This is a genomic window from Streptomyces sp. BPTC-684 (assembly GCF_030028635.1).
In the GTDB taxonomy this organism is placed as follows: domain Bacteria; phylum Actinomycetota; class Actinomycetes; order Streptomycetales; family Streptomycetaceae; genus Streptomyces; species Streptomyces noboritoensis.
This window is the reverse complement of sequence record NZ_CP124863.1, coordinates 3,198,463-3,211,652: the sequence shown is the minus strand read 5'-3', so window position 1 is coordinate 3,211,652 and position 13,190 is coordinate 3,198,463. Positions and strand designations below refer to the sequence as shown.

Here is a 13,190-nt window from a genome sequence, read left to right as displayed (position 1 = left end):
CATCCGGGACAGGGCCTCGGCATGACCGCGGCTCGCTGGTTCATGGCAGGACGCTAGGCGCGATCGGACAAAGTTGTCAATCTTTTTCTGAACCTTGTCAAGCTTTGGCAATTGATCTAGCTTCGATCTGACCGAACGGCCGCACCGGCTTCCCGGGATTCCCGTTCCGAGCCGGTCCGACACACCTGCCAGCCTCCGGTGGGCCTACAAGCACCACCACATCGCATTCGGGGGAATGCTGCATGAAGCACGCTCGTCGTCGCACTACCACCGCCGTCCTCGCACTCGGGGTGGCAGCCGTCCACTCCGGCACCGAGGGCCGCACGGTCCAGGCCGCGCACGTGAGGATCGACTGGCCGTAACCTGCGGGGTTCGCTGCGAGGGTCTGCGCCCTGTGTGGTACGGCGTCGCGGCGCTGGCCTTGACCTTCAGGGCATCTGTGGTGACGGGCTGACCTGTGAGGAGCGTCCAGTGCGACGGGCTGTGGCCTGCGTGGTGGGCGGCTGGGGTTATTGCTCGTGATCCGAGGACGCGCGCCGGACAGCCGCAGCCGGCCCCCGCTCGCCGCGACGGGACCGCTCTGCGTGCCGACCTGGGACGGGGCGGGCCGCCGTGCGGCGTCCCACACCGGACGGAGCTGTCCGGGCGGGGCGTGTGCAGCCCGCAGTCCCGTTGACCGGCCCCGTTTGCCAGGTCGCCGCCGTCCCCTCACTGCCGGGGTTGCCAAGCGTTGACAACCCCTGTGTTCGCCACTGAAGATGGTCCCGTTCACCGGTGACCAACAGGCTCAGGGGTTGGCTAACAGGCTCAGGGATGGCTAAGTGCTCGAACAACCCGAGTTCGGACAGCTATTGAAGACCCTCCGGCAGGAGCGGGGCCTGTCCCAGGCCGAGGTTGCCCAGGGAGGCATGTCCACCGCGTATCTGTCACGCCTGGAGTCCGGGTCCCGGCGCCCAACCGCTATGGTGCTCGACCACCTCACCCGGCGACTGGGCGTGCCCGTGTCTGTTTTCCAGGGCATCCACACCTCGCTGCTGGGTCAGGCCCTCGCCTCCGCCAGTTCCTCGGATGATACCGACGACGCTATCCGCATGCTCGGCGAGGCCGTCCAGGCGGATAGCGGCGAGGATCTCTCCCTGCGCTGGCTGTCCCTGTGGAAGCTGGCCCAGCTGCACGCCAAGCGGGGCGAGCGCCAGCACGAACTCGCCGCGGCACGCGAACTCACCGAGCTTAGCGACCGCCTCGAGGTATCCACCCTCCAGGTGCGCTCCCGCACTCTCCTCGCCCGCTGTTTGCGTGCCGTCGGTGACATCGACGAGGCCCGCGACGTCGTCCAGAACGTCCTCCGTACCGCCGGCAGCGGGGCCGTCCCAGTGGCAGACACCCTCCGCACCCAACTGGTGCTCGTCTCACTCAAGGCGGAGTCGGGCCTGATCACGGAGGCGCGTCGGCTCGCCGACCAGCTGCTGGAACCGATCGACGTCCTGCCCCCCGTGCTGCGTGCCGAGGCCCTGTGGTCGGCCGCCAACGTACGCATCCGCCAGGGTGACTACCCGGGCGCCGCCCAGATGTTGCAGCGGGCCCTGACCGAAGTGCCCAGCCACGACGACCTGATGCTGCGGCTGCGGCTGGCCGCCTCTTCTTTGTACCTGCAGATGATCCCGCGCCGGGTCACCGAGGCCCAACAGTGGCTGACCGAGGCCGAACGCGCCTTGAGTCTCTTCGGAGGCCCGCTGCACCGCCAGGAGCTTCTCGTCATTAAGGCCCATCTCGCCTTTCAGCAGCGGGACTTGGTGCAGGCAAAGAGGTTGTGCGAACAGCTCACAGACGCCCTGCCGCAGCTGACCTTCCGCGACCGGATCCGGCTTGAGGTCCTCGCCCAACAGATCCGCATCCTCGAGGGCTACCGTGAAGTCGGCGTCCGCCGTATCGAGGAACTCGCCCAGGAGGCCCAGAGCGCCTCCAACGTCCACCTGGCCTCTGAGATCTGGCGCACACTGGCCGAGACCCTGGCCTGGGCCTCGGAGAGGCAGGCCGCCCCCAGCCTCCGGCAGCCCTCGAACTTCCACGAAGGAGTCACCCGCTGACGCAGTCCGCGCTCCACGCTGACGGGACGGCGGTCCCGGCCCCCTCCCCCTTCCTGACGGTGGACGACCCGGCCACGTACACCGCGGCGCAGGTGCTGTGCCACTGCGGTCGGCCCGCCGAGCGGTACACCCGCAGGGCCCTGGTGCCCACCGCACTCGACACCGAGTGCGTCATCTGCCCGCGCTGCGGGGACGTCTCCTTGCGCCTGCCCGGCGCGCCGACGGTGCTGGTCTACGCCGACGACGAGGGGCCCCAGGGCGGCACCCTCCGGGTACGGCTGGTGGTTCGCGGCGCCCGCACCGGCCCGCTGCGCCTCGGCGTCTACGTTCCGCGCTACCTGCGCGCCGACTGCGCGGTGGAGCCGGCCCTGCACAGGATCCGCGTCGCGCCCGATGAGGACCGTGAGGCCGAGTTCACTTTGAGTCTGTCCGCCGACACCTCGCCGCAGGCCTACTACCTGACCGCGTACGCCGTGCAGGATCTCGCCGTGACGATGGCACGCCGCCACTTCGGCGTCGTACCGAGCCGTCCCGGACGTGCGTGCCCCCGTCTTTCCACCTCGACCTAACGGAGCCCTACCAGTGCCTTGGCCAAGAGGCGCCAGATGTCGGCGGCGAGATCCACGCTGCCCTCGTCACGGGCGCTCGACGCCACTCGCTCGAGAGTCTCTGTACCTTCTGTGGTCTTTCCTTCACTGATGAGGAGTAGGCCCTCCAGCGCCGCCAATCGCGCTTTGTCACGGTAGGTAAGCAACAGCGTGGAGCCGTGAAGGGCTTGGTAGCCCGCCCTGGCGTCGGCCAACCGGCCTTCGTGGTAGGCCAGGTAGGCAAGGAGAAGCTCCATCTCCTGCCGGTACAGGGGGCTTCCGGTGATCCCGACCGCGTTGGAGACCTCGATGAGCCGGCGGCGCGCCATCTCGGTGTTGGGTGGAGACAGTTGCAGAAACAGGGAGGCGGTCGCGAGCCTGGCGCGGAGCCAGAGATTCGGATCGTGGTGAGTGGTGAGCAGTTGCAGCACTTCTTCCAGGTGCCGCTCCGCGGTCGCGTAGTCGCCCAGACGCACCCGGACGGTTGCCGACGCCCACAGTGCCTCGACCCGCAGGTCGAGCCTGTCGTTCGGGACGAGCTCGCGCAGTTCGTCCGCGTAGGACAGGGCAGTGGTGAGCTGTCCGTCCTCGGCCTCGATGGAGATCATCGTAATCAGAGCACCGGCGATCTCGGGCGCGTCCAGCGGCGTTCCGCGAGCGATCTCCAAGGCCCCTGTCGCGATCTCCCTTGCCCGACGCATCGCTCCTGTCGCCCGGAGGGAGCGGCCCAGCCGGGACCGGGCTCGGGACCTCAGATCATCGAGCCCCAGGTCATCACTGAGTGAGACGAGGCGTTCCAGATAGTCCTGTTCCTCTTCTCGGCATCCAGTCCGTCCTGACACATCAGCCAGCAGCCAAAGAGCCTGGGCGCGAAGCAGCGGGTCCTCCTCGGGGTCGAGGGCCCCCTGGTCCGCCAATGCCTCCACTGCCGCGTCCGACCCCGCGGAGGTCGCGGAGATGAGTGCCCGTGCAAGCGAACTGACTTCACCGGGCTCTCCTGAGAGCTCCTCCACAGTGATGTTCAGTCGCTGGGCGAGGTAGGCGACCATCTGCGCGGTGGGCGGCCTGGCGCCGGATTCCAGGCGGGAGAGATAACCCGGCGACATGCCTTCACCGGCAAGGGCCGCCTGTGACAGGTGTCGCTCGGTTCTCAGTTGCTTGAGGCGGCGCCCGAAGTCGGGCTGCTTCAGAGATTCCACGTTCCACTCGTCACATCGTTGCCAGGTTTGGCGAGGTATTGAAAATTTCTGGCACCACAGTCGTGCCGAGGGGGTCTGTACCCACTACTTTAGGACACACAGTGATGAAGCTTCGTACGCTCGCCACAGTGACCCTCCTCGCCGAGGGTGATCTGCACTTCGCCACCTGAGCCGAGGCCCGGCTGAGGCTCTGGCACGTTGAGCTGGACCCGCGAGATGATCTTGATCGCCTCGGGAGCCGCGCGGCATCGAGGTCGCCCACGAGACCGTCCGCCGCTGGTGCGCCAATCCAGCCAGGGGTACGCGAGCCGGTGCGCCGGCGCTGCCCGTGGCCGGGGGGCGAATGGCACCTGGACGAGGTCTTCGTCACGATCAACGGCAAGTTTCCCTCCAGGCACATCGTAGGCAAGCGAAGTTGTCAAGAGTTGACAACTTTTTGTCAACTGAAGCAACATCATCTCAGTGCCGAGGATCTCCCAGCTGTGCGGCCGGGGCTCCTTTCGGCTAGCGCAACTGTGGCAGGGCTCGACCGCTGCCGCTGGACCACAGGAGATACGGAGGAGGGTCTCGATTGTCAGCCCTTCATGCACACGTGGAGCACCGGACCATGGCAGACGCTGATCGGCGCGGCGCACCACCCCTGAACGGCCCGGGGCAGCCGGTCCCCAGGACCCTCGCCGACCACCTGGCGAAGTACGCTTCGCTCACACCCGACGCGCCGGCCATCCAGCATGGCGATGCCGTGCTGACCTACGCCGAGCTCGACGAACAGGCGACGCAGCTCGCGATCCGTCTGCGAGACCTAGGCGTCGCGCATGGAGCGCGGGTCGCGGTGGAGATCCCGCGCTCGATCGACCACTTCGTGGCGCTCCTGGCGATCTTCCGGGCGGGCGGGGCCCACGTCCCGATCGATCCGGGCCAGCCGGCCGAGCGCAGGCAGTCGATCGTCGAAGCCGCACAGGTCCACGTTCTCATTGGTCGAGGCCTGAGCGTTGAACGTCTGCCGGCGTTCGCGGCGGCGGCGCCCGATACGCGTGATCTCGCCTACGTCATCCACACTTCGGGCTCGACCGGAACGCCCAAAGGCGTGATGGTCAGCCACGAGGCGTTCCTCCACCACCTGACGAGGGTCCGGGACGTCTACGGTTGCCGCTCCGGCGACCGGATCCTGATGCTGGCAGGCCCGGTCTTCGACGTATCGCTCGAGCAGATCGGCCTCGCGGTCCTCAGCGGGGCCACGCTTATCCTGCCCGACGCCGATTTCTGGATGCCGCAGGAGATCCCCGACAGGATCGCGGAGCTGGGCATCACGGTGGTCGACATCTCTCCGGCCTACCTCCGCGAGACGCTCGCCCACGTGGAACGCCGCGATCCCCGGCTGCGCACCCTGCGGCTGCTGAACATCGGCAATGACGTCATCCGCTATGGGGACCTCCAAGAGTGGTTCGCCAAGGACGTTCCGGCGGATGTCATCTGCTGCTACGGGCCCACTGAGGGCACGATCACGGCCACGGTGTACCCGGTCACTCCGGCGATGGCTGAGGGCAAGGAGCCGTCAGCGTCGGTCCCGATCGGGTCGCCGCTCCCCGGGACCCGTGTCCATGTGCTGGACGAACAGCTGCACCCCGTCGAGGTCGGTGCTGTCGGGGAACTGTTCATTTCCGGGCCGCGAGTCGCCGCCGGCTATCTGAACCGCGCCGAGGAGACCGCCGCCCGCTTCCTGCACGATCCGTTCGCGGGTGACTCCGGTACCCGCATGTACCGGACCGGGGACATGGTCCGCAGGCGGTCGGACGGCGTTCTTGAGTTTCACGGCAGACGGGACGGCCAGGTCAAGATCCGTGGTTTCCGGGTCGAGCTCGGCGAGGTGGAGCACGCTCTGCGTACTCATCCGGGCGTCCGCGCGGCTCACGCTCAGGCCGAAAAGGACCGCGACGAGGTCGCGATCACGGCTTACGTCGTGGGAGAGGTGGATGTGCGGGAGCTCGCCGAGGACCTCCGCAAGCGGCTCCCGGGCCACATGGTCCCAGCGAAGTGGGCAACGCTCGACGCGCTGCCCTTCACGCCTGGGGGCAAGGTCGACCGGGCGGCGCTGCCCGCCGCCGGGCCTATCGTCGCCGACCCGAAGGGGGCCCGGTCCCTCTCTCGCACCGAAGCCGAGCTCTCGGACATCTGGGAGTCGCTGCTGGGCACTGCCCCGGCCACTGGGAAGGATGATTTCTTCGATCTCGGTGGCGATTCGCTGAAGATCGCACGTCTCAGTGCGCGAATCGGCGCGGTGTTCGGAGTCCGGGTTCCGCTGCGTCAACTCATGGAGCACAGCCGTCTGTCGGATCTCACGGAGCTCGTGGAGGACCTGGTACGGCGCGACTCTGCCCGTCCCGCCGCCAAGGAGACCTTCAAGACGCGTTCCGCAGCGTTCGACGTGACGATCTCGGTCAGCGATCCAAAATTCCTCGGGACGCCGATTGGTCACCGTCGCACCTGGATGCTGGAACGTTCTCTCAGCGAATTCCAGTCGGATCTGGAGCATCTGGACCGGCTCGTCGCGTCGCAGACACGCGGCGTCGACCGACCTGTCATCAACGGGGCCTGGGATCGGAGCGGAGCTCGATACACGCCCTCGCAGCTGGTCATCGAGGGCCAGGAGGTCATGCAGGACTGGGAGCGCCCGCTGATGCGGGCAATGGCGGCCCACGTCACCGAGAGCCGAGGGCACGTGCTGGAGGTGGGCTTCGGCATGGGAATCTCGGCCACCTTCATCCAGGAGTTCGGAGCAGCTTCCTACACGGTCATCGAGCCGAACGAAGACGTCACCGTCGCCTTCGAACGGTGGCGCGAAGGCTACCCGGACCGCGACATCCGGCTGGTTCGCGGGTTCTGGGACGAGGTGATCGACCAGCTCGGACAGTTCGACGCGATCTTCTTCGACACCTATCCGACCAACGAGCGCGAGTATCGCGACACGGTCGTGCACAGCACCAACTACGCGGAGAACTTCTTCGAGGCGGCCGCCGCCCATCTTCGGCCCGGAGGCGTCTTCTCCTACTACACCAACGAGATCGACACCGTCGGACGCTCCCACCAGCGCAGCTTGCTCAGGCATTTCTCCTCGTTCTCGGTGGAGGTGGTGCGCGATCTCGCGCCGCCGAGTGACTGCACCTACTGGTGGGCCGACTCGATGGTCGCCGTCAAAGCCGTTAAATGAGAGAGGCGGATACACGCATGCCCCCCAAGACACTCGTGACCTATGTGCTGAGCGAAGAAGACAACGAGGCGCTCGACGCTGTCATCCACGACATTGTACGAGCGGGGCACGACCCGAGGTCCGGTGACCTGTACGACCTTGCGTGGCGGTATCTGGCCGGCGTCCCCGCGGGTCTACGCGAGGCGCTGAGCGGTTTCCGCAACGCGGAGACCGGTAGCGCGTTCGCGATCCGAGGCTTCCGCCTGGACCCGGACGGGATCGAGCCAACCCCGGCGAGCTGGGCCGACCCCGACTCGTTGCGGAGAGAGGAACTCTTCCTCGCACTTACCGGTATGTGCCTCGGCGAGGTCTACGGTTGGTCGACCCTCCAGAACGGCAGTCTGATTCAGAACGTCCTGCCCCTGCCGGGCGTCGAGCACGAGCAGAGCGGCCACAGCAGTGACGTCCTGCTCGGGTGGCACACCGAGGACGCGTTCCATCCCTATCGGTGCGATTATGTCGGCCTGCTCGGCATCCGTAACCTCGACCGGGTCCCCACGACGGTCGCCTCGATTCGGGACATCGAGCTCAGCGAAGATGCCAAGAAGATCCTCTCCGAGCCCCGTTACGTGATCTATCCCGACACCGAGCATCTGGGTCAGACCCCAGACGACGGGGCCCATTTCGGCCTGTCAGAGATCCAGAAGCTGCGGGACAATCCGGAGCCCGTGGGCGTCCTCTTCGGTCACCCCGACGAGCCTTACCTGCGACTTGACCCCTTCTACATGACGACCTTCGGGACCGACCCCGAGGCCGAGGAGGCGCTCAAGGAGATCTGCGAGAAGCTCATGATCTCTGAGTACGACGTTGTTCTCGAGCCAGGCGACATCGTCTACGTCGACAACTTCACCGCGGTACACGGCCGACGTCCCTTCCGCGCGAGGTACGACGGACGTGACCGCTGGCTCAAGAAGCTTACGGTGACAAGGAACCTTCGCCCTTCGCGCGGTCTGCGTCGCTCATCCTCCTGCCGAGTGATCGGCTGAGGTAGGGGATCTGTGCTGCGAACGGGTGCATGAAATGCGGCGTCTGCGCTAGGGGCCAACTTCTGTCAGCTGTCGGGCGCACGGCACGTGCTCGGCGTGGGCAACGCAACGCCGAGCTCGGCATCTGGTCCTGCCCGCGACGAGGCCGAGGGTGGGAGATCGGGTCCGCCTCCCGGCGACGACGTTCGCCGCGACCGCAAGTGCGGTGCTCTCCTGCGGTTTGATCCCGTCTGTCGATGTTGACGATAGGTTCCTGGTGGATACCAACCTGCTCTCGGGCGGCGCCGAGCGTGTGATCGTGGTCCATCTCGACGGCAGGGTCGTCGGCATTTCCCATGTCCGCTGCGTCATTCAGGACTGCGCCCAGGCCATGGGCGCAGTCCACCCAGACAGTGCCATAGCCGGCACCAAGGGTTTCGCAGGAGTCTGCAGCTTTACCACTCCAAGTTGCTCACTTCGGGACAGTGCGGACTGGCGCATGTCCGTGAGACCGCGGACTGGAAGACCATGCGCAACCACCACGACCACTGCTCGCAGCAGTTGCCGGCAAGGCGACTCGAAGCTGGACGTGCGCAGCGTCACGCCGACCGCCGAACACCGCGACGGATTCCTTCGGCTTCTGGAAGAACGATCCATTCCGACATTTACGCTCGATCGGTACTTCCTCCCCGACCACCCTGTCCTCAGAGACCGCAAGTCGCTCTACTCCGACAGCTTCCCCTGGAACCTCGTCGAGGGCGACTTATGCGCGATCTCCCGTGACGGATTCCGCCCGGACCAGGGACCCACTGGCCCCAACGTTCAGCATCCCGGTCGCACCCCGTGCTCGTCCGAAGAACAGATCCACTTCAGCGGCCTCGTCCGCTCCGTCCTCTCCGGAGAGAAGTCATGCGTCCCTGTCTCCTGCTCGTCGATGGCCGACCGGGCACCTTCACCGATCATGTCCTGAGCCGAGACGATCTCGACCTCGTGCTCTTGAGGTTCGAAGAACACCTCTCCTCACTGCCCACTGACCACCTGCTGCGCACGGCGGACATCCCCACGTTCACCATCGCCGCCGACGCCGACATCCGGCGGGAGGCTGAACGCTACCTCACTTGGGTGGCGGGGCTCCCGGCACGACCAGCCCACTTCTGCAACCCACAGGAGCCCCTACAGGAGATCTCCCAGCGGTTCGCCGGCCTCGTTGGCCTGCCGCACCTCGACGCCGAGCAGGTCGCCTGGGTCCGGGACAAGACCGCAATGAAGCGGCGGTTCCGGGAAATCGGCATCCCCTGTGCGGAGTTCTCTGAGGTCGCGGATGGCGACGAAGTCCTCGGCTTCGCTGCCGCGCACGGATGGCCACTCATCCTCAAGCCGGTTGATGGCTGGTCATCTATCGATACCTACAAGCTCAACGACGAGCACGATCTCGCGAGGCTCCTTCCACTGCCTCCCTCACGGCGGTGGATGGTGGAGGAGTTCCTCACTGGACGCGAGTACCAGTTGTGCGCTCTCGTCGCTCACGGACGGGTCCTCGACACCTACGTCTCGTGGACGCCGTGCGCGCTGCTGGAGACCATCTACGGCGGCATCAACGGCTCCATCAGCCTCGGCGTCGACAATGAACTGGGCATCGACGAGAAGGAACTGGTTCAGCGCATCGTCGACGGTATGCGCATCGACCACGGCTACCTGCACATGGAGTTCTTTCGATCAGACGACGGCGGCATCCACATGAGCGAGGTGGGAGCCAGGCTCGCCGGCTGCGAGCTGCCCTCCAACCATGGGTTCGCCCGAAACTTCGACATGATGGCTGCGACACTCGACACATACCTGGGCCGCGTGCCATCACTGGAATACTCGACGCCGCGCTGTGCCGGAGACCTGTTGCTCCCCTACAAGCCAGGTCGCGTCGTCAAGGTCACGCCCCTGGAGACGTTGCTCTCAATGCCCGGGGTGGTTCACGGCCGGATGCATATCGCGATCGGCGACGACCTGTCGGATCAGCGGGCCTCCCACGCATCCTCCGGTTACGTGCAGATAGTCGGCCCGTCACGTCAGATCGTGGAGGACCGGATGAACGGGGTCTTGGACGCCTTCGAACTGGTGACGGAGGACGTGTCATGAAGGCCTCCGCTTATGGTCGTCTCTTCGCGAGACCGAAGATCAGGACCGCGATGTTCTGATCGTTCGTCGGGTGCCTCCCCCCTTCCTGATGTCACTCGGGATCGCCCTGTTCATGACGGCTAATGGGGGTCCTACGCGCTCGCTGGGCTGACGCTGGCCGTTTACACCATCGCTCGAATGCTTCTTACATTGCCCGACCAGGCAAGGTTGATGTTTGATGACAATCCTCACGAATAATAAATTCAGCGATGAAGCCTCACGGCGTCCATCAGATTCCGGGCCTCTCAGGTCGCACTGGAATTCCTTCGCCTGCTCGACGATCGCGAACTCCAGGCCATTCTGCGGCCTCGTAATCGCCTAGACGAAATAGCGATGCATGCCTGACAGCACTGCACACCCGCTGAGGTCGCAATCGTCGGAGCAGGGTTTATCGGCGGTGATTCACTCGGAGATGGAAGAGATGGTGGGAAGTTGAGAATTCGTCGCGCTCCGCGGACCTCGTCGGAGGTCTGGTTCCGCTGCCCCCGGCCCATACCCGGTGCCCAGGCGCGGCTCGTCTGTTTCGCGCACGCGGGCGGCTCTGCCGCGGCCTTCCACTCCTGGACCATGGGACCCGACGTCGAGGTGGTCGGTGTCCAGTATCCGGGTCGGGCCGATCGTTTCCGAGAACCATTTCCCGAGAATCTGGAACGGCTCGGCCGCGAAGTCGGCGAAGCGATCGCCACGCTGGACGAGCGCCCGACGGCCCTGTTCGGTCACAGCATGGGCGCTCTGGTTGCCTACGAGGCGGCTCGTTATCTTGAGGAGATCGGTCAGGCACCCGTTCATCTGTTCGCCTCGGCGTGCCGTTCGCCGCAGATCGCCGAAAGCAGACCACCTATCGCAGGGCTGGACGACGAGACCCTCGCCGCAGAACTGATGAAGATGGGAGGCACCGATGCTCTGGTCCTAGAGGATCTGGAGCTGCGCGATCTGGTCTTGCCCTATACCCGTGCAGACTTCACTCTGCTTGAGGCTTACGCGCCATCGGCGGAACCACTCGCAGTGACACCGGTTCTGGCGCTCAGCGCAATTGCCGACCCTTACGCGACCGGCGCGGAGATGGCCGGATGGTCGGAGGCCACGCAAGCCGGGTGCCGGATGGAGAGGTTCGCCGGAGACCACTTCTATCTGGTTCCGAGGCAGGAGGAGGTGCTCGCCATGCTCCGCGTCGCCCTGGGGGTGTAGGAGGGCCGGGGCAGAGCGGCAAGGGGAGGCTCCCTTGGAGGACTTCCTTATGCGGCTCGGACGCAGTACAACCGCCCTGTTGGACTCAGCTGATGATGACATCGCCCCGTTCTCGTAGGCCGTCGCCAGTGAGGCTGGCCAGCAGGAATGACTCTGGATCGCGTGCTAACCGTTCCCTTCAGGGGGCCTGAACAAGACATGTCCCGAAGGATGCCGATGCCACCGGCTCCGGGTCTTGACCTGGGCGGCGGGAAAATCGTCAAGATCACGCGGGAAACAGCAGGATCTGTGACCCGGACCGTGCAGGACAGGCGGGTTTCGTCGGTGCCCCTAGCGGGCGCCCCGAAGGGGCGCATTTAAGGGGCGCGGGGAACTGCGCGAGCAACCCAGCACGGTTCGCAGACGAACGGGGACCCCCGGAGGGTTTAGGGAAGGGGTGGGGTGGGGGCCAGGTAGTAGGTCTCGGTCGACGCGTCGTAGGCGTACAGCTCCCCGTACCGCCCCCAGTCCGTCGCCGTCTCCAGCTGCCCCTCCACCTGCTCACTCGTGAAGTGGTGCGAGAGGAGATCCCGGAAAAAGCCCCGCCGGAGCGTCGGCGTGCGCGTCAGGCTCGTCGTCAGCAGAGACACCAGCGGCACCGCCACCGCCGCCTCCGCGAACAGCCGCTTCGACTCCTGCACGTCCGCCCGGGCGAACGCCGAGCCCAGGGGGGTCAGGGACAGCTCCGCGCCCTCCACCTCGGCCAGACCGAGAAGCTCCAGCGCGTCGATCTGCGGCAGCAGGTCGTCCACCTCCAGGCCGAGCCCGTCCGCCAGATCCGCCACGTCCGAGCGATCGGCCTCGTGCTGGGCGAGGATCTCGGCCAGGCCGGAGAGGCCGTCCACCGACGCCGGGGGCAGCGGCGTGCTGCCCAGGGCGCTGCGGCCGGACAGCCTCGGCGCGTCCTTCGGGCGGCCCGTCATGACCCGGTAGACCTCGTCCACCAGATCCAGGAACCCCGCCGACCGGCGGTCCCGCGGCCGAGGCAGGTCCACCGCGAAGGCCGACCGGATCGTCCCGTACGGCCGCGCCCCCAGCACCACCACCCGGTCCGCCATCAGCACGGCCTCCTCGATGTTGTGCGTGACCAGCACGACCGCCCGGGTCGGGAACTGGCCCGACTCCCACAGCTCCATCAGCTCGCCGCGCAGGTTCTCCGCCGTCAGCACGTCCAGCGCCGAGAACGGCTCGTCCATCATCAGCACGTCCGGCTCGACCACCAGCGCCCGCGCGAAGCCGACCCGCTGGCGCATCCCGCCGGAGAGCTCCTTGGGGTACGCGTTCTCGAAGCCGTCCAGGCCGATCAGGTCGATGGCCTGGACGGCGGCCCTCGCCCGCTCCTTCCGCCCGATCCCCTTCGCCTCCAATCCCAGCTCCACGTTCTGCCGGACCGTGAGCCACGGCAGCAGCGCGAAGGTCTGGAAGACCATCGCCGTACCGGGGTTGGCCCCGGTCAGCGGCTCGCCCCGGTACGCGACCGTCCCCGAGCTCGCCGGGACCAGCCCCGCCAGGCACCGCAGCAGCGTCGACTTGCCCGACCCCGACTTCCCGAGCAGCGCGACGACCTCGCCCGCCCGCACCTCCAGGTCGATCCCGCCGAGCACGGGCAGCTCCCCGTCGGCCCCCGCGTACGCCTTCGTCAACCCGTGAGCGCTGAGCAGCACTTCTCCGGGAGCGGATGCGGTCATCTCGTAGGCCTCCTCAAGGTT

At 66.5% G+C, this 13,190-nt stretch carries 8 protein-coding genes; 6 read left to right on the top strand and 2 right to left on the bottom strand.

Annotated elements, in window-relative coordinates; all coding sequences use genetic code 11:
- Window positions 1–821: 821 nt before the first annotated feature.
- On the top strand, window positions 822–2,087 hold the full coding sequence (locus tag QIY60_RS14330; protein WP_283142782.1) for a helix-turn-helix domain-containing protein: 1,266 nt from the start codon (window positions 822–824) through the stop codon (window positions 2,085–2,087).
- 59 nt (window positions 2,088–2,146) lie between these two features.
- The gene (locus tag QIY60_RS14325) at window positions 2,147–2,656 is read left to right on the top strand and encodes a hypothetical protein (RefSeq protein ID WP_283142781.1); all 510 of its coding nucleotides are present in this window, start codon (window positions 2,147–2,149) and stop codon (window positions 2,654–2,656) included.
- Here QIY60_RS14325 and QIY60_RS14320 read toward each other — a convergent pair.
- Window positions 2,653–3,873, bottom strand: coding sequence for a helix-turn-helix domain-containing protein (locus tag QIY60_RS14320; protein WP_283142780.1), 1,221 nt, complete (start codon window positions 3,871–3,873; stop codon window positions 2,653–2,655). The genes QIY60_RS14325 and QIY60_RS14320 overlap by 4 nt on opposite strands.
- A gap of 607 nt (window positions 3,874–4,480) precedes the next feature.
- On the opposite strand from QIY60_RS14320, the gene QIY60_RS14315 reads away from it, so the two are divergent.
- From QIY60_RS14315 to QIY60_RS14300, 4 genes are all read left to right on the top strand, one after another.
- Window positions 4,481–7,081 carry an amino acid adenylation domain-containing protein gene (locus QIY60_RS14315; protein WP_283142779.1) on the top strand — a complete coding sequence of 867 codons (2,601 nt, stop codon included), beginning with the start codon at window positions 4,481–4,483 and terminating at the stop codon, window positions 7,079–7,081.
- A gap of 17 nt (window positions 7,082–7,098) precedes the next feature.
- Complete coding sequence (gntD, locus tag QIY60_RS14310) at window positions 7,099–8,106, top strand: guanitoxin biosynthesis L-enduracididine beta-hydroxylase GntD (RefSeq protein WP_283142778.1); 1,008 nt, start codon at window positions 7,099–7,101, stop codon at window positions 8,104–8,106.
- Window positions 8,107–8,994: 888 nt separating this feature from the next.
- On the top strand, window positions 8,995–10,215 hold the full coding sequence (locus tag QIY60_RS14305; RefSeq protein WP_283142777.1) for an ATP-dependent carboxylate-amine ligase: 1,221 nt from the start codon (window positions 8,995–8,997) through the stop codon (window positions 10,213–10,215).
- Window positions 10,216–10,686: 471 nt separating this feature from the next.
- The gene (locus tag QIY60_RS14300; RefSeq protein WP_283142776.1) at window positions 10,687–11,442 is read left to right on the top strand and encodes an alpha/beta fold hydrolase; all 756 of its coding nucleotides are present in this window, start codon (window positions 10,687–10,689) and stop codon (window positions 11,440–11,442) included.
- 425 nt (window positions 11,443–11,867) lie between these two features.
- On the opposite strand, the gene QIY60_RS14295 is transcribed toward QIY60_RS14300, so the two are convergent.
- Window positions 11,868–13,169 carry a nitrate/sulfonate/bicarbonate ABC transporter ATP-binding protein gene (locus QIY60_RS14295; RefSeq protein WP_283142775.1) on the bottom strand — a complete coding sequence of 434 codons (1,302 nt, stop codon included), beginning with the start codon at window positions 13,167–13,169 and terminating at the stop codon, window positions 11,868–11,870.
- Window positions 13,170–13,190: the final 21 nt, after the last annotated feature.

Coding starts and splice junctions, on each gene's coding strand:
- QIY60_RS14295 (WP_283142775.1), bottom strand. CDS start 13,169: ATGACCGCATCCGCTCCCGGAGAAGTGCTGCTCAGCGCTCACGGGTTG.
- QIY60_RS14305 (WP_283142777.1), top strand. CDS start 8,995: ATGCGTCCCTGTCTCCTGCTCGTCGATGGCCGACCGGGCACCTTCACC.
- gntD (WP_283142778.1), top strand. CDS start 7,099: ATGCCCCCCAAGACACTCGTGACCTATGTGCTGAGCGAAGAAGACAAC.
- QIY60_RS14315 (WP_283142779.1), top strand. CDS start 4,481: ATGGCAGACGCTGATCGGCGCGGCGCACCACCCCTGAACGGCCCGGGG.